The organism is Nostoc sp. DSM 114159, assembly GCF_053470285.1.
In genome coordinates this window covers 7,954,455-7,970,671 of sequence record NZ_JBPFEH010000001.1, presented here as the reverse complement: position 1 = coordinate 7,970,671, position 16,217 = coordinate 7,954,455, and the positions used below count along the sequence as shown (strand labels likewise).

General features: G+C 40.8%; 17 protein-coding genes. 10 read left to right on the top strand and 7 right to left on the bottom strand.

Going from position 1 to position 16,217, the window contains the following annotated elements:
• Positions 1-2: 2 nt before the first annotated feature.
• Positions 3-1,010, bottom strand: coding sequence for a chemotaxis protein CheB (locus ACR5KR_RS33605; protein ID WP_448269687.1), 1,008 nt, complete (start codon positions 1,008-1,010; stop codon positions 3-5).
• A 393-nt stretch (positions 1,011-1,403) separates the two neighbouring features.
• Complete coding sequence (locus ACR5KR_RS33600; protein ID WP_448269685.1) at positions 1,404-1,607, bottom strand: hypothetical protein; 204 nt, start codon at positions 1,605-1,607, stop codon at positions 1,404-1,406.
• A gap of 201 nt (positions 1,608-1,808) precedes the next feature.
• Between ACR5KR_RS33600 and ACR5KR_RS33595 the strand changes: the two genes are divergently transcribed.
• The 5 genes from ACR5KR_RS33595 to ACR5KR_RS33575 all read left to right on the top strand — a co-directional run bounded on the left by ACR5KR_RS33595 (position 1,809) and on the right by ACR5KR_RS33575 (position 5,590).
• Positions 1,809-2,324: a YfbM family protein gene (locus ACR5KR_RS33595; RefSeq protein WP_448269683.1), complete on the top strand. Its 516-nt coding sequence runs from the start codon at positions 1,809-1,811 to the stop codon at positions 2,322-2,324.
• Between the two features lie 140 nt (positions 2,325-2,464).
• A complete protein-coding gene (locus ACR5KR_RS33590; protein WP_448269682.1) occupies positions 2,465-3,223 on the top strand; it encodes a sucrose-phosphate phosphatase in 759 nt (252 codons plus the stop codon).
• On the top strand, positions 3,223-3,855 hold the full coding sequence (gene ruvA / locus ACR5KR_RS33585) for a Holliday junction branch migration protein RuvA (RefSeq protein ID WP_099101282.1): 633 nt from the start codon (positions 3,223-3,225) through the stop codon (positions 3,853-3,855). The genes ACR5KR_RS33590 and ruvA overlap by 1 nt, the downstream gene beginning before the upstream one ends.
• 185 nt (positions 3,856-4,040) lie before the next feature.
• Complete coding sequence (gene bioF, locus ACR5KR_RS33580) at positions 4,041-5,216, top strand: 8-amino-7-oxononanoate synthase (RefSeq protein WP_448269680.1); 1,176 nt, start codon at positions 4,041-4,043, stop codon at positions 5,214-5,216.
• Between the two features lie 245 nt (positions 5,217-5,461).
• Positions 5,462-5,590 carry a hypothetical protein gene (locus ACR5KR_RS33575; protein ID WP_445629485.1) on the top strand — a complete coding sequence of 43 codons (129 nt, stop codon included), beginning with the start codon at positions 5,462-5,464 and terminating at the stop codon, positions 5,588-5,590.
• Between the two features lie 132 nt (positions 5,591-5,722).
• Here ACR5KR_RS33575 and ACR5KR_RS33570 read toward each other — a convergent pair whose 3' ends face one another.
• Positions 5,723-6,715, bottom strand: a complete 993-nt coding sequence (locus ACR5KR_RS33570) for an NAD-dependent epimerase/dehydratase family protein (RefSeq protein WP_448269678.1) — start codon at positions 6,713-6,715, stop codon at positions 5,723-5,725.
• Between the two features lie 317 nt (positions 6,716-7,032).
• Between ACR5KR_RS33570 and ACR5KR_RS33565 the strand changes: the two genes are divergently transcribed.
• A complete protein-coding gene (locus tag ACR5KR_RS33565; protein ID WP_448269677.1) occupies positions 7,033-7,749 on the top strand; it encodes a molybdopterin-dependent oxidoreductase in 717 nt (238 codons plus the stop codon).
• A gap of 68 nt (positions 7,750-7,817) precedes the next feature.
• Here the strand turns inward: ACR5KR_RS33565 and ACR5KR_RS33560 are convergent, their stop codons facing one another.
• The 4 genes from ACR5KR_RS33560 to fusA all read right to left on the bottom strand — a co-directional run bounded on the left by ACR5KR_RS33560 (position 7,818) and on the right by fusA (position 12,916).
• Positions 7,818-8,003 (bottom strand): hypothetical protein, encoded by a 186-nt coding sequence (locus ACR5KR_RS33560; RefSeq protein WP_448270448.1) that lies wholly within the window; start codon positions 8,001-8,003, stop codon positions 7,818-7,820.
• Positions 8,004-8,062: 59 nt separating this feature from the next.
• The gene (locus tag ACR5KR_RS33555; RefSeq protein ID WP_448269675.1) at positions 8,063-8,944 is read right to left on the bottom strand and encodes a GNAT family N-acetyltransferase; all 882 of its coding nucleotides are present in this window, start codon (positions 8,942-8,944) and stop codon (positions 8,063-8,065) included.
• A 349-nt stretch (positions 8,945-9,293) separates the two neighbouring features.
• Positions 9,294-10,376 carry an acyltransferase family protein gene (locus tag ACR5KR_RS33550; protein WP_448269673.1) on the bottom strand — a complete coding sequence of 361 codons (1,083 nt, stop codon included), beginning with the start codon at positions 10,374-10,376 and terminating at the stop codon, positions 9,294-9,296.
• A 536-nt stretch (positions 10,377-10,912) separates the two neighbouring features.
• Positions 10,913-12,916 carry an elongation factor G gene (gene fusA / locus ACR5KR_RS33545; RefSeq protein ID WP_448269672.1) on the bottom strand — a complete coding sequence of 668 codons (2,004 nt, stop codon included), beginning with the start codon at positions 12,914-12,916 and terminating at the stop codon, positions 10,913-10,915.
• Positions 12,917-13,082: 166 nt separating this feature from the next.
• Between fusA and ACR5KR_RS33540 the strand changes: the two genes are divergently transcribed.
• The 4 genes from ACR5KR_RS33540 (at position 13,083) to ACR5KR_RS33525 (ending at position 16,194) form a co-directional block, all read left to right on the top strand.
• Positions 13,083-13,682 carry a macro domain-containing protein gene (locus ACR5KR_RS33540; protein ID WP_448269670.1) on the top strand — a complete coding sequence of 200 codons (600 nt, stop codon included), beginning with the start codon at positions 13,083-13,085 and terminating at the stop codon, positions 13,680-13,682.
• 131 nt (positions 13,683-13,813) lie between these two features.
• Positions 13,814-14,377 (top strand): hypothetical protein, encoded by a 564-nt coding sequence (locus ACR5KR_RS33535; protein ID WP_448269668.1) that lies wholly within the window; start codon positions 13,814-13,816, stop codon positions 14,375-14,377.
• Positions 14,378-14,404: 27 nt separating this feature from the next.
• Positions 14,405-15,178 carry a nucleoside phosphorylase gene (locus tag ACR5KR_RS33530; RefSeq protein WP_448269666.1) on the top strand — a complete coding sequence of 258 codons (774 nt, stop codon included), beginning with the start codon at positions 14,405-14,407 and terminating at the stop codon, positions 15,176-15,178.
• Positions 15,179-15,630: 452 nt separating this feature from the next.
• Positions 15,631-16,194 (top strand): retropepsin-like aspartic protease family protein, encoded by a 564-nt coding sequence (locus ACR5KR_RS33525; protein WP_445629477.1) that lies wholly within the window; start codon positions 15,631-15,633, stop codon positions 16,192-16,194.
• Positions 16,195-16,217 lie beyond the last annotated feature (23 nt).

The window sequence follows — 16,217 nt, the reverse complement described above, 5'->3', positions numbered from 1 at the left end:
CTTCAATCAACATCTGTGTTTGGATTGACCTTCAAAAGTACTTCTCGAATAATGGCGGAGGACTCCTTGGCAGAGTGTTCCTCCTCTTTGAATCGTGCCGCCAAGGTTTGATTGCGAACCTCCATCCTTGAAGCCATACGATGTGATAAAGAAGCTTTCTCTTCCAATGCCCTCAAAGCGATCCATAGTGCATCCTCTACCTTCTCAGACTGCGTAGCCAGCAAAGTTTCTGCTGAATAAGCATGACCCGTGCGGCAACGGAAGCGCAACAAATTTCCCTCTTCGAGTTCCCAGAGAATACCGCCGCAGTCAGGACAGGCAAAGTTTGATGGTTTACCAGGTCGATCGCTTTCGTTTTCTACTGCTTCCAAATCCAATTGTACTATTTTAGATTCAAACTCCATCTCGCTAGGTATGGGGTTTTCCGGTTGTACTTCCATTGGCGTATTAACTAGAGCTACTAAAGTAGAAGGAATATCTGAAAGTGGCAAAATATGGTCAATATCCTCTACGTTCTCGATCGCATTACGTGGCATATCAGGATACAAAGCATCGTCAGGATTTTGGACAATTGCTACACCACGCCGCATTTTTACAGCCATTAGTCCTGCCGTGCCGTCGTCAAGCAGACCTGTTAATAGCACAGCAATCACTTGCTGCCCATAAGTTCGCGCTGCACTGCGAAATAATGGATCGATAGCAGGACGACAACGGTTTTCTTTTGCACCCCGCGTCAAACGCAAATATCCTTTTTCTACCAGTAAATGGTAGTCAGGCAAAGCAACATAAATCGAACCAGGAACAATAGCTTCGCCGTTCTGAGCGTGAGACACTGGTAACTTGCCAGCACGACTTAATATTTCTGGTAGAAAACTCTTGCTGTAACTTGATACATGAAGGACTATAATTACAGCAGCATTGAGATCGGGCGGCAAATGTTTGACTAGATAAGTCAGCGCCTCAACCCCACCTGCTGATGTTCCAACGACGATAATATTGTGTTTAAGCATTAATGTAACGATCTCACTAACATGGCAGAGTGGGCAGCAAAAGCACATATACCGCCAGTCTTAACATTAACGCAACCAAAGAATTTGCTCACCTAGCTTTGAAAGGATTATATTCCAATACAGTTCAGTTAAGAAAAATTGTAGGTTGGGTTGCGCTTTGCTTAACTCAACAAAGTCCTGCTCAGAGAGTTTTTGCGTAAGTCTTAAGGGTTTTAAAATCACGCAAAATTATTTTCCGCGATTGAAAAAATATAAACTGCGGAAAACCATTTCCACAGAAATATATTCTAAGGGTCGTAGCAATGCTACTTCTATACATTGTTTTTCGGTGCTACGTCTTTGTAGACATCGCTCAAATTTAAACATTAGTTGCCAAAATTCGAGCGTTTGCAGCTAATGTTCTTCCATGTATAAGAAAGGTTTAAGTATTTCCAGCAAATATATAATTAATTGTTGCAAAGGCTTAATACTTTGCAACACATGCTCTTCCATGTATAAGAAAGGTTTAAGTATTTCCAGCAAATATATAATTAATTGTTGCAAAGGCTTAATACTTTGCAACAAATGCTCTTCCATGTATAAGAAAGCTTTAAGCATTTGCAGCAATCATTGTAATGAACTTATGAATCTATTTGTTACTGAAAAAATCGGTTTAAAGCTTGAGACTCAATATCTTGACTGGAGGTGGAGCCTCTAATAAGCCATTCCTATGCAGAGCATGGGAACGAGATAAATCGGAAATCAAAAGGCTATATTTTAGGAGATCAAAAACAGTAGCTTAATCTTGTAATAATTAATATGGGAATGATAGGACACTATAGACGTATCTCACCCAATCGACTTACTGAATTACAAAATAATCCAGAGTCTATTGTTACTTTTTTATTTCCTGGTGACGAGGCGGACGAGATATCTGAATCAGATGGGCGCTATCTCAATATTGACAAGACATGGCATGGTCTTCATTTTTTACTTACTGGATCGGCACTCCCAAACGATCCGCCTTTAACAAATGTTGTCATGGGCGGTACTCCACTAGGCGATCCAGAAAACCCAGATTTTGATTTTGGCCCAGCCCGCTTCCTCTCACCTCAAGAAGTACAAGAAGTAGCGAAAGAATTAAGCAAGATTTCCAAGACCGATCTGGAAGCCCGCTTCGATCCTTCAGCACTTTTGACAGCAGATGTTTATCCATATGTATGGCAAGAAGGGAAGGAAGCGCTAGAGTACATAACCGATTACTATATCTACGTGGTAGAGTTCTTTCAAGAAGCAGCTAAGTGTGGTGATGTAGTGTTGTTATACATATCCTGAGCTTTACATAGAATACAGTTCAGTTAAGCATTAATCTTTGAATTTAGTGTCTGATACGATATTTTCTTTTCAACAAAGAAATCTCTTGCAAAAGTCCCTTCACGCGGTAGAATAACGAAATTTTGCAAGAGGTCTTAATCATGAAACCATTTCTTTTTGTAACCGATTTAGATGACACCCTCGTGTATCGGACTGTAGGCGATGACAGCGCTTTACCAGAACTAAATCAACTGCTGAGTCAACATCGCCAAGAATACGGTACGAAAATCGTTTATTCTACTGGGCGATCGCCTGTACTTTACAAAGAACTCCAAGCTCAAAAAAATCTTTTGCAACCCGATGCCCTCGTCCTATCTGTGGGTACAGAAATTTACCTAGATGGTACTGATACTCCAGACTCAGATTGGTCAGAAATCCTCTCTCCAGGATGGGAACGGGAAACTGTATTATCTATTACGAAAAAATATCCGGAGTTAGTTCGGCAACCAGATTCCGAACAGCGCCCCTTCAAAGTGAGTTGTTTTTTAGAACAAGAAGTATCTGCGAATGTTCTACCACAACTTGAAGCTGAGTTACAAAAATCTAAATTAAATGTAAAGTTAATCTACAGTAGCGGAATAGACCTTGACATTGTACCCCTGACCAGCGATAAAGGTCAAGCAATGCAGTTTTTGCGCCAGAAGTGGAAATTTGCAGCAGAACAAACAGTTGTCTGTGGTGATTCGGGTAATGATATTGCTTTATTTGCTGTAGGCAACGAACGGGGAATCATTGTGGGGAATGCCCGAAAAGAGTTACTCCAATGGCACAATGAGCATCCCGCAGACTATCACTACCTGGCTTCATGTTTTTGTGCAGGTGGAATTATCGAAGGCTTAAATTATTTTGGTCTCTTGTAATGATTAGTTATTTAAAAGGTATAGTCGCTGGTATCCAAACAATTGGCGCGAATCGCGTGATTCTGACTCTGGAAGTGAATGGCTTGGGGTATGATTTGCAAGTTCCCCAACGCCTAGCAAACCAGTTACCAGAGTCGGGAGGAGTAACGCAAATTTTTACCCATTTGCAAATTCGTGAAGAAGTGCCCTTTCTTTATGGCTTTGCTTCCCCAGCCGAACGCGATTTATTTCGTCACTTGTTGACTGTCACAGGGATTGGTGCGGCCTTAGCGATCGCCCTCTTGGACACTCTGGAACTACCAGATTTAGTCCAAGCAATTATCGCTGGCAATACACAAATCTTAATTCAGGCTCCCGGTGTCGGTAAAAAAATCGCCGAACGCATCTGTTTGGAACTGAAAAGCAAATTAGTCGAGTGGCGCAAATCAGCCGGGTTCTTCGTCGCCACAGGCGGGCCAGCACCAGGAATTCTCGAAGAAGTGCAAATGACCCTCTTCGCCTTGGGATATACTGCCCATGAGGTCAGTCACGCGCTCCACGTGGTCAGCGAAGACATCGGACTACCCAAAGATGCCTATGTCGAAGACTGGATTAAACAAGCGATCGCTCATCTCAGTAGCGAACAAGTTTAATTGTCATTTGTCATTTGTCATTAGTCCTTAGTCATTAAGTCCTTAGTCACTTGTACTGAGCGAAGCCGAAGTATTTGTCTTTAGTCATTAGTCATTAGTTATTTGTCATTAGTTATTCTCCCCCTGCCCCCTGCCCCCTGCCCCCCTGCTCCCCCTGCTCCCCCTGCCCTCTGCCCCCTGTCCCAATGACCGACCCTTATGCCTGGCTAGAACAGTCCTTAGCAACAATTCATCGGGCGGACTGGTATCGTTCGGTACAACCGATCGGTGGTCGTTCGGGTGCAACGGTGGTTTTAGCTGAGCAAGAGGTAATTAATTTTGCCAGTAATGACTATTTGGGATTGGCTGGAGATGAGCGGTTGATGGCGGCGGCGACTGCTGCGATCGCTGAATTTGGGACAGGTAGTACTGGTTCGAGATTACTCAGTGGGCATCGGGAGTTACACAGGGAGTTAGAGTCGGCGATCGCATCTACCAAACAAACAGAAGATGCCTTGGTATTTAGTTCCGGGTATTTAGCAAATTTGGGTGCAATTACCACCCTTGTGGGCAAACGCGATCTAATATTTTCTGACCAGTACAATCATTCCAGTCTGAAAAATGGGGCGATTCTTAGCGGTGCAGCAGTGGTGGAATACCCACACTGCGATCTGGCAGTATTAAAAACTCAGTTGAGTCAACAGCGGCAAAATTACCGACGCTGTTTGATTCTTACTGATAGCGTTTTCAGCATGGATGGCGATTTGTGTCCGTTGCCTGCACTGTTGGCGATCGCTGATGAATTTAGCTGTATGCTGCTAGTGGATGAAGCTCATGCTACTGGGGTACTAGGAAAAACTGGCGCTGGGTGTGTCGAACATTTTGGATGTACGGGAAAGCCGTTAATTCAAGTTGGCACTTTGAGTAAAGCTTTAGGTAGTTTAGGCGGGTATGTAGCAGGAAGTAACGCCCTAATTGATTTCTTACGGAACCGCGCACCCAGTTGGATTTATACCACTGGGCTTTCACCTGCTGATACAGCCGCAGCCTTAGCAGCAATCAAAATAGTGCAACAAGAACCGCAACGCCGTGCCAAATTGTTGCAAAATATACATCACTTAAAAAATTTACTGCAACAGTTACCTAACCTGAAATTGCTGCCTTCTGAATCACCTATATTATGTTTTCAATTGCCCAGTGCAACAGATGCACTCAAAGCTGGAAAACAGCTAAGAGATGCTGGCATTTTTGCCCCAGCAATTCGCCCTCCCACAGTACCCACAAGTCGAATCAGAATATCTTTAATGGCAACTCATGAAGCAGCACATATTGAAAAATTGGTAGCAGTGCTGAAGGATTGCAATATAATTCGTAATTCGTAATACTCATCAAGGCATGAGAAGCAAGCTACGTAATCAATACTACTCGCTTTGTGCATTTTGAACTCAGAATTTGGTTTGGGGAAAAGGTTACTGGGGTTGGGTTAAAGGTTTTTTCTTTCCCTTTTCCCCTTCCCCTTTTCCCTTTCACCGACAAGTATTGGCTACGTAATTCGTAATTACATACTTATTGATAAAGTCTTAAAACCTCCGATAATGAAAATAGCGCATACCACAATAGGACACTTATGAATCCAGATACCCATGAAGGCGGTACTCAGAAAACCTTGATTTATCAGCACCTACAAAACTTGCAAGAACAACATCAAGACGAGTTAGAAAATATAGTTCGGTTATTGGCAAGCATCACCATCTAAATCAGTTTTAATTCCCCAGACACTTAGTTAAGGTATCAAGATGTCAATAGAGCAAGCAGCCATTCGTCGGTGACGTTGACGGACAGCTTTAATCAAGCCGATCGAACGATTTACTAGTTCTTTACCCCTGATTTACTCTAAAAAATAAGTTCCTAACTCTTTTATTCTCTCTACCCAACCTTTCATCTCATCAGCCAGTTTATACTTCCATTGAAGTTGAAGTACTTCTCTAGTATGAGAATCATCAAATATAACTTTGTCATTGTTTTCAAAGACGGGCGGAATAAATTCTACCTGAGCAGCCTGAGCAAACATTTTTGACACCTGGCTAATACTAAAATTTTCAGGTGCAGCCAGGTAATGTCCTCCTTTGGAGCCAAATCGCGCTACGGCAATGTAGCAGTCTGCTAAATCTTCAACATGAATCCACGCCGTCATAAAATCTGGTGGAAATGGCTGATAGCCTTGGTGTGGTTTCCCTGTAATGAACTGCTGAATGGCAAAATCCCAGAAACTACCACGAGTTGGTGCTGAACCATACACTGATGAAGGATAGACAATCGAGGCGTTACCTCCATTACTGATATATTCTTCTACTAGCCCATCTTTCAACACATTTACACCTACTAGTAAGTCAAGACATACTAAATATTCGGGCCGTGTATATCCTTTTGGCGGAGGTATTTCTGTTATTCGTCCTCCATTGGCGGTAATCAAAGAGAAATTCCCACTGGTTGTAATTACATGAATATCTGGCGAAACTGCACGAGTACCGTATAAAGCGGCTTCTAATGCTATACGATCTAAAGCGAATTGAGCTTCTTGGGTTGATTCTGGAGGCATGTGCCACGCTACATTAATTACTGTTGTAATATCATGCTTGCGAATTGCTTGTGCAACATCATTGCTGGAAATTTCTACCTCTTGAGAGCGGATTATTTCCTTGCAAAAAGGTTTTATACCCTCAATATCAGTATTCGGACGCACAAGTGCCAATACTGCAAAATCTTGTGTTTGAGAAAACTTTTGGCACAGCGCTCCGCCAATATACCCGGCTGCACCTATAATCAAGACATTTTTAACGGAAGAGCTTTTTTCGGATGAAAAGTCTTTGTTATTTGACATATTTGAAAGTTGTAGCTAATTAAGGTTTTTTATATTTTTAAAAAAGCGCTTAAGATAAATTAAATATCCGTAGTCTAGATAATAAAGTAAAAACTGATATCAGTAGCAAATAAATGCGTAAAGATTTTTATGTGTGTAACTAACTTACAATCTTTAGGTTGGCGATCGCAAGCCAGATAAATGCGAAATATTAACTTTTACCTTTGCTTTAACCCTTGAAGTTCCTACTGTCATACTGTTTACAATTGCTCATTCCTTACTTGCCCTGAAGGTAGGAAGCATCCGTTTAGTGAAATCTATGTTTCTGTAGAGGTTTTATGAGTCTGATTCTTCCCAAACGTACCCTATCCCGTCGTCGGTTACTGCAAGTATCTGGACTTTCAGGAGTAGGCTTTCTTCTTGGTGGCTGTGGAACAAATTTGTTCTCAGATAATCTGCGGCAAATATCTGAGCCACTAAACCAAAGTCTTGAAGCACTTCTGCTAACTCAAAAACCTATACCTGAATTTCCTGTCAGTGCCATAGAAGCAGATAAATTGCTGGTTAATACTTTTGATTTTACCCCGCAAATCGATCCGGCGCAGTTTCGCTTAATCATTGATGGTGAGGTGAATAATGCGATGCAATTGAGCATGGCAGATATTCAAAAATTACCCTTGACTTCAATGGTAATTCGCCATGTTTGTGTTGAAGGCTGGGCTGCGATCGTTCAATGGGGAGGTGTGCGATTACGAGATTTAGTAGCGCTGGTACAGCCGAAATCAAACGTCCGTTATGTCTACTTCAAATCTGCTGATGGCTACTATGAAAGCTGGGATCTTGCTTCTGTTGTACATCCCCAAACTCTCATGGCTTATCAAAAGAATGGACAACCCTTATCAGTTGATAATGGTGCGCCCATACGCCTAGCATCCCCAATTAAACTGGGCTACAAGCAAAGCAAGTGGGTAACTCAAATTACATTCGTCAGCAATTTATTACCTACTAAAGGCTATTGGGAAGATCAAGGCTATGAGTGGTTTGCAGGGTTATGAGGCAGGCAAAAAGCTAATCTAAATCGGGTTCAACGCCTAGCGATGTCTAGCGACAAGCCACTTCGTGTCTACGCAATTGTGCAATCAACCGTGCTTGGATAATTTGGTGGACGAAAGGTTTCGTCTAACAGACGAGGTTGCAATAAATGAAACCGATCGGGCAAACCAGGCTCCTCTGGATCTTCGCTAGGAAGATCGTACATGGTTGGCAATACATCTTTAGGCGATCGCGGCGGATCGGTTTGATACATCATAAAGCAATCCTGATGATGAAACTCTCAGTTCTATTATGATTTAATTGTTTTTAAGTAACTCAACACCTTGCAGAACGCGGCAGCATAAATTTCTCGCCTTCTGCTGCAAATTTACCACGAACCATCAGCACAGTTTCATCAAAAGTATGGGTGAATGCTTGCACATCTTTAACATCCAGAAGTTCTGGACTAAAGTAAATCACTACTTCTTTAATGGGTTGAGGTATCTTACTAAGAATATTCTTCAAAGAGCATATCTGCGTTGTCACTAAATCGAAAAGATGAAGTCGGGTATCTTCTATCTCCATACAGGCAATTAAATCTAAATCTTCTGCATAATATAAGGGACGACTTCCTTCATTGACACAGAACACAGGTTTTTCGTTGACTACGCCAACTATATTAGAGACAGGAATGCGTGTTTCCAAAAGTCTGTGTAGCAATGTGTAATCTTTAATATTTGCAAAATCCAGTATTCTGAAGCTATCAGTGCCACCTGTGGAGTTACACTTAACTTTAAAGATATGTTCTTCGACAACACGAAAGCCAAAAGGTAAGTAAAACTCTGGTTGTGGTGTCGTCAGTATCAGGGTTTCGTAAAGGCGATCGCGATCGCAATACCCTAGCACTTCCTCCATCACTTCACGGTAATACCCTCTCCGGCGAAATTCTGCACGGGTAGCTACTCCATGAACTCCTCCGACAGTCAGCCTTTGTCCCATAATTTGCATAGGAATTTCTAATACTCCCACATGGGTAATAGCGATATCATCATGAAAGCGAATAAAGGGAGTTGAAGCTGTTTCCCAGGATGCACCAAGTTTTCTGGCACATTCTGCTAAACTGCTGATTCCGGGAAATGTGACTTCCATTAAGTCAAAAAGTTTATCACTTATGCTGGGATCGTCAGAGAATGACTGTTTAAAACGATACTTGCTCATAGTCAAGTATTACTATCAATTACACAATTTACTACAAAATAAATTCTAGCAAATCCAGAAGAAGGAAAATATAAATAGATAGTAGGGTGTAAGTGTTGCGCCTCCAACGTTTACCCCAATATTTCTCAAGCCTGAGTCTCTTCAAATAGCACTAAGCCATACTTCTCGTCAGTAGGCAAAAAGCCAATTTGTTGATAAACGGCTTGTGCTGCTTGGTTATTATCATTTATAAATAGGATGGCACATTTTACTAAGAGCGATCGCGTTGCGAAAAAAATGGATAAAGTCGAGCTAACAACGAGCCTGCTATCACACTTTAATCCTTAACTGAAAAATATTAGGTGCAAACTTATACTTTTGAGTTTTTCAGAGTTTCCACTACTGCATAAGTTGAAAAATCACCCAAGAACAGCTGACGCATAATTGAATAATTGATGATAATTTTGTAGATAATATATGAAATCAATAATGCACCTATTACTCTAATTCCTTCAGATGCCAATATTGGGTAATTTTTCATAGTTATTTGTATTGGCTGATGCAAATACATAATGAGCATAGAAGCACTACCAAGTTCACGTAGGGCATTTCCTATATAAGATTTATTATGAAGTAGTACCGCCAATTGCTGTGTAATAATAATACCAGACAAAGCTATGACTACATTAAAAATTAATACACCATAAGTGGTATTTTTCATATTAAAATTAAAATACAGTATAGACCCAGTATCTAGTAAAAAGGCAGCCAAAAATATTATTATTCCTAATATCAATATCCTCCAATTAATTAATAATGATTTAGCTGCCATGTGTCCTAACCAGTAAAATGGAAGTGCCATTGCCACTACATTAATATTCCAAGGAAAAATAATATTTTTAAAGAAGTAATAATTAATCATTGCTAAACAATAACAGCCAAGAATAATTTTTATCATCAGCCAATTATTAGATCCAAACTTTATATAGAGCAGGTTATATAACTGCTGCGTAAAAAATAAACAAGTTACAAACCAAAATACACCAAACCAAAGCACCAGATTCGCTCCACCATACAATTGTTTCCAAATTATTATCAATATAGGTATTATAAGTTTATCTATCGCCAATAATTTTTTTTGCTGCAAACTGTCCATTATCAATGGTAAATGCTGAAGCAAAGTAAATAAAAAAAGAAATGAAAAATATGGTACTAAAAGATGAAATATTTTTTTCTTAAAAAAAGCAGAGTAGTCAGTTTTTTCTCTATAAAGATATCCACTGATAAAGAAAAAAAGCGGCATATGGAACCAGTAAATATATTTCGATACTGGGTTGACTATATGTCCTACAACAACTGTAATTATGGCAAGACCTTTCCAACAATCAATCCATTCAATTCTTGGTATTATTCTTTCTTTCGTTATACGATCGACTATTTCTGGTTTTACCATTTTAATTATTTATGATGACAAAATTAAGGCGATCGCCATAGATTTTTTGAGATAAAAATAAATTTTGTCTCACAGATATTATTTTATAATTAATCTGGACAAAATCGTTATAAGTTGTAAATCATAAGGCTAACAGTATTATGATAAAAATTAATTACTAAAAATATACACTAAGATTATTTCTTCCCTTAGATATACTTATTTAGATTATGATAAACTACTGACGACTTAGCGAAGTAAAAATTTCTATACAATTGCAAAAATAGCTCTTATTGCAAGGAGACTTAGTAAATAAGTATTTAGTATTAAAAAAACATCTCTCTATTGGCAGAAATTTAAGTCTCTTCACAACTTTTCAAACACCCTCTTAGAGGTTGAATGAACAAGTATTTAGCTGTGACTTTAGGCACTTTTAGATCCCCCCTAGCCTTAAAAAGAGGGGAACCAAAATCAAAATCTCCCTTAAAAAGGGAGATTTTGAGGGATCTAAAACTTTTGATACGGATAAGCTGGAAATACTAATTGCTAATGTGGCTTCAAGACTGCCGATAGCAGGCAAACTCCATTGAAAAAGTAGCCATCCCAGAAGTAAGCGATCGCAATTCTGTAGAATACCCAAACATTCGTGCCAGCGCTACTTCTGCCCGAATCACCGTGTATCCCTGCATTGTCTCAGAACCCAATAACAAACCGCGACGCGAGGATAAGTCACCTTGAACCCTTCCCATAAACTCGTTGGGTGTTTCCACCTCTACAAGCATAATGGGTTCGAGGACGTAGGGTTTGGCTTTAGCGATCGCACCCTCAATAGCTTGATGGGAAGCTGACCGGAAAGCCAATTCTGAAGAGTCAATTGGGTGATAAGAACCACCATCCAAAACGACTTTCACCCCAGTTACCGGATAGCCTTCCAGCTGTCCTGATTGCATCGCCTCACGGCAACCCTTTTCGCACGCCGGGATATATTCTTTAGGAATCGCACCCCCAACCACCCGATTCTCGAAGACAAACGGCTGATCTGTGGGTTCAATCCACCCAGTAATATGGGCGTACTGACCGGGGCCGCCTGACTGTTTCTTGAATCGGTAGTCAAAAGTAGCTTGTTGCCTAATGGTTTCTCGGTACGCCACGGCGGGATTACCGACGTAAACCTCGGCATTATATTCTCGTTGAATGCGTTCGAGGTAGATTTCTAAGTGGAGTTCGCCCATCCCAGAAATCAGAGTTGCGCCTGATTCAGGATCTATACTTAAGCGGAAAGTGGGATCTTCCCTTTGAAAGCGATTGAGTGCCTTGGAAAGGCGATCGCTATCTTCCTGTTTCTTGGGCGTAATCGCCAGCGTAATCACTGGTTCCGGCACAAACATCTTCTCTAGAGATACCAGTGGTTCCTCAGAACAGAATGTATCACCAGAAGCACAATCCACACCCAACAGAGCCACAATATCTCCTGCTACCGCAACTTTTACCTCTTCTCGCTTATTGGCGTGCATTCTCACCAAGCGACCGATTTGCACTCGTTGTTCAGTCCGCGAATTGTAGACGGTATCGCCTGGTTTGAGCGTCCCAGAGTAAATCCGCGTATAGGTCAACTGCCCAAAGGATTCAACGGTGAGTTTAAATGCCAATGCCACCAAGGAAGCATCAGGGTTAGGGTAGACACTCACCGAATTTGCGGTTTTGACCACTTCTCTATCTATGGGAGATGGTAGATAGAGCGTAACTGCATCCAATAAGTTTTGCACTCCTTTATTTTTGAATGCCGAACCCAGCAATACAGGTGTGAATTCTAGACTCAAGGTTGCTTGTCGAATGGTTTCCCAAATTAATGTTTTGGGAATCTCCTCACCGGCCAGTAACATCTCTGTCATCGGTTCTGAGAACAACGACAAAGCATCTAGTAGTTTCTCCCGTGCCTGTTGTGCCTCATCTTTAAGAGCTTCGGGAATTGACTTTTTGATGTGGTTTTCGCCGTTTTCACCTTCAAAGTAGTCAGCAGTCATTTCTACCAGGTCAATCACTCCCTGGAATTGGTCTTCACTGCCGATAGGATACTGGAGCAACATTGCATTTAGTTGCAAGCGATCGCGTATTCCCTGTACTACACGAAATGGGTCTGCTCCCGTCCGATCCATTTTGTTGATGAACGCCAAACGCGGCACACGGTAGCGCTTCATTTGCCGATCCACCGTAATGGACTGGGATTGTACACCCGCCACAGCACACAGCACCATCACCGCCCCATCTAATACCCGCAGGGCGCGTTCCACTTCAATTGTGAAATCTACGTGTCCAGGGGTATCAATCAGGTTAATTTGAGTATCGTGCCACTGGCAGGTTGTAGCAGCGGAAGTGATGGTTATACCATGCAGCTTTTCTTCTGGCATAAAATCCATCGTTGCACCCTTACCGCCTCCCCGCACTTCCTCAATAGCGTGGATTCTGCCCGTGTAGAAGAGAATTCGCTCTGACAGCGTAGTTTTACCAGAGTCGATGTGGGCAGAGATACCAATATTTCGGATGCGTGTTCGGGGAATCATAAAATTTCCTTTTGTTCAAGCGACAAACAGCCACCAGTTATGTGGTGCTATACTTTGTATTATATATGTAGTATACTTAAAAGACAAGGCTGATAATACACAAAAACCGTTGATTGTTGCCCTAGCTGACGTTTAAAATAGGTATTCAAGCGGAGGAAATAAAAGCTTGAAATTGATATTGGTAGCTCCTGACTCTTTGTTGTGTGCAGCCTTTCAACAGAATTTTAATTACTTACCCAATGTAGAAATAGTGAATGACTATTTCGAGTGGTTGCCAGATTTTGATTGTATGGTCAGCCCTGCTAACTCTTTCGGCATGATGGATGGTGGAATAGATGCGGCAATTATCCGTTTTTTCGGCCCTCCCTTAATGGCAAGAGTCCAGCAGCGCATTCTTGAGGATTATTTGGGCGAACAGCCTGTGGGAACATCAATGATTGTGGAAACAGGTCATCACAAGCATCCTTTTTTGGCTCATACACCTACGATGCGAGTTCCCATGATTATTGCTGGGACAGATATTCCTTATATTGCAATGTGGGCAATGTTGCTGACAGTTCGCCAGCATAACCAACACGCTAGCCAAAAAATTAACACCATTGCCTGTCCTGGATTGGGTACAGGAATAGGACGAGTGCCATATACTGAAGCTGCTAGACAAATGGCATTAGCTTACGATCATTTTCTCTATCCACCCAAGTATCTCAATTGCATAGTTGCGGCTGAAAGACAACTTCAGATATGGGAAGGAGGAGATTTTAGGTAAAGCAGGACTTACGCATTTAAAATCTGAAACTTGGCGTGCTTCGCACATTCCCTCTTAATTTACGCCAACTGCTCCACTTACAGTATCCCCCAAATGGAGCAAGTGGCTTCCTTTAAATTTATAAGAAAAAAATGACTGGTCAAATTAGCGATCAATTAATTTATAAAAGTCAAATATTCTGTATTGCAGGTGTTGATGGCGTGGGATTATTTGAGCCAACGCAACACGGTTTTTCTCCTCAATGTGGTACAACAGCTTGTTGGCGAGGCTATTGTTGTACTTATAAGGTAATAGAAGAGACGCTTTACTTAAAAGAATTAATTATCTCTCTCAGCCTAAAAGAAAAACTTATGATAAAACACGGTAGAGGTAGAGATTTTATAGGTGTCTTCCCTTCTCTTCGACATACACATGTAGGCCATCCTAGTGCTATTTATGACGATCTCAATCATCTGGTGGAATTTACAGGAAGCTTATTAGCAGGTAATAATTTTATTAATAACCTATATGTTCATCTTGGCTTTCAATCTGCTTATAAATATGAGGAAGTTCATGAACTTATCTTTGAGAATGGTTATCTGATGCAAAGTATTGACCGCTCCGAAGAAATGGCAGAAATTCGCCAAAAGATTATTCCACCGTTTTATTTATATGACCAATGGCATCTGACATGGAGAGGTAAAAACGGTTCGTAGATAAGATAATCCAAAATCTAAAATTTAATGCCAAATCAACGCTTTTATCACATTGGCTTTGGACAAGACGATTTAGGTTCATCGCCTCCTAGCATTGCTTTATTATCTGGCGATCCAGAGCGATCGCATCTAATTGCCCAAACTTATTTCCAAGATGTCCGTCTATTGTCAGAAAATCGCGGACTCAATAGTTACATGGGATACTTACCTAATGGTCGCAGCATCTTATCAGCTACTAGTGGTATGGGCGCACCTTCATTAAGTATTGTGGTGAATGAGTTGGTACAAGTAGGAATCCGGCAAATTATTCGCATTGGAACTTGCGGATCGATCCAACTTTATATACCAGTTGGTAGTGTTGTTATTAGCAGTGCAGCATTATGTCGCCAAGGTGCAGCGAATGACATTGCACCTGTGGAGTATCCAGCCGCAGCCGATCCTTTTCTGACAGTCGCTTTAGTTAAAGCCGCGCAAGAATTAAAAGTTGAACATTACATCGGAATTACGGCATCAGTTGATACTTTTTACGAAGGACAAGAACGCACTGATTCAGCTAATCCAAATTTAATGCGATCGCTGCATGGCATTACAGAAGAATATCAGCGCTTGAATATCTTGAATTATGAGATGGAATGCGGCACGCTATTTAAAATGGCAGGTGTGTATAATTTTGCGGCTGCTGCTGTTTGCGGTGTAGTTGCTTCGCGTACTGATAGTGAAAATATCATCTTAGAACAAAAAGATATTGCTGTGAAAAATGCGATCGCAACTGCTGTAAATGCAGTAGCAACCTTTGAGTAAGTTAACAAATTTATCTTATCCAACTTCTTAGTATGTCAGATTTAATCTGCTCTAAATATTTTTATCATGTCTTTACCTAATCTTTAATTTACCAATCAGTAATTATATGTAAGATGTATTGAGTAAGATGCAATTTCATCTTTTTGATATATAGGACTAGTATTTTATTTTTGAAATTACTCGTAGAGGCAGGGAACAGGCAATAGGCAATAGGCAATAGTGAAGAAGAGGATTATAAGTGTACGGATTTTTTTCAGAAATCAAACCGGATTCCTATACATATATAAAAAATTAACTAATTTAAAACTAAAAAAGTCGTTATAAATGTCTATTTTAAATAGATATAATTTGAATCTTTATCTGAAAAACTTGTTATTTAACACCATGTTTTACAGGCGCCATGATGAGTTTAGCTATTAAGAGTAATCACAAAAATTGGAGCGCAGTATAACATGAAGAATGCTTGGAGGCGTTGGATTACAACCGTTAATCTAGCTGCAATTGCACTAATGCCGACGCTGATATTTTTAGCATTCTCTCATCGGGCAACAGCAGACGATCCAGGAGCGTGTTACATGATAACTTCTTCTGGTAAAACCGTTGGATTAGAAAGGATTTGTGGCAATATCATAGCCGCACCTTCAGATAACAAAGTTTTTCGAGTCTCAATCAAACGCCGTTTTGGTGGAACTCCTGTGATTGATGTCACCTTCAACGACAAAAAAACCTTTGAAATGATTGTAGATACAGGTGCTAGTGGAACCATTATCACTCAAGATATGGCAAATACACTTAAACTACAGGCTACAGGTACTATGCAAGCCCAAATTGCCGATGGAAGTGAAGTAGAATTCTCAACGAGTAAGGTAAAATCTATTGCAGTAGGTGGAGTTAAAGCCAATAATCTTCAAGTAGCGATCGCACCAAAAGCAAGCATCGGCTTACTAGGTCACGATTTCTTTGGCAACTATGATATTAGGATTCTGGAAACAGAAGTTGAATTTCATCACCGCTAAGTTATAACACCATCCAGATATTT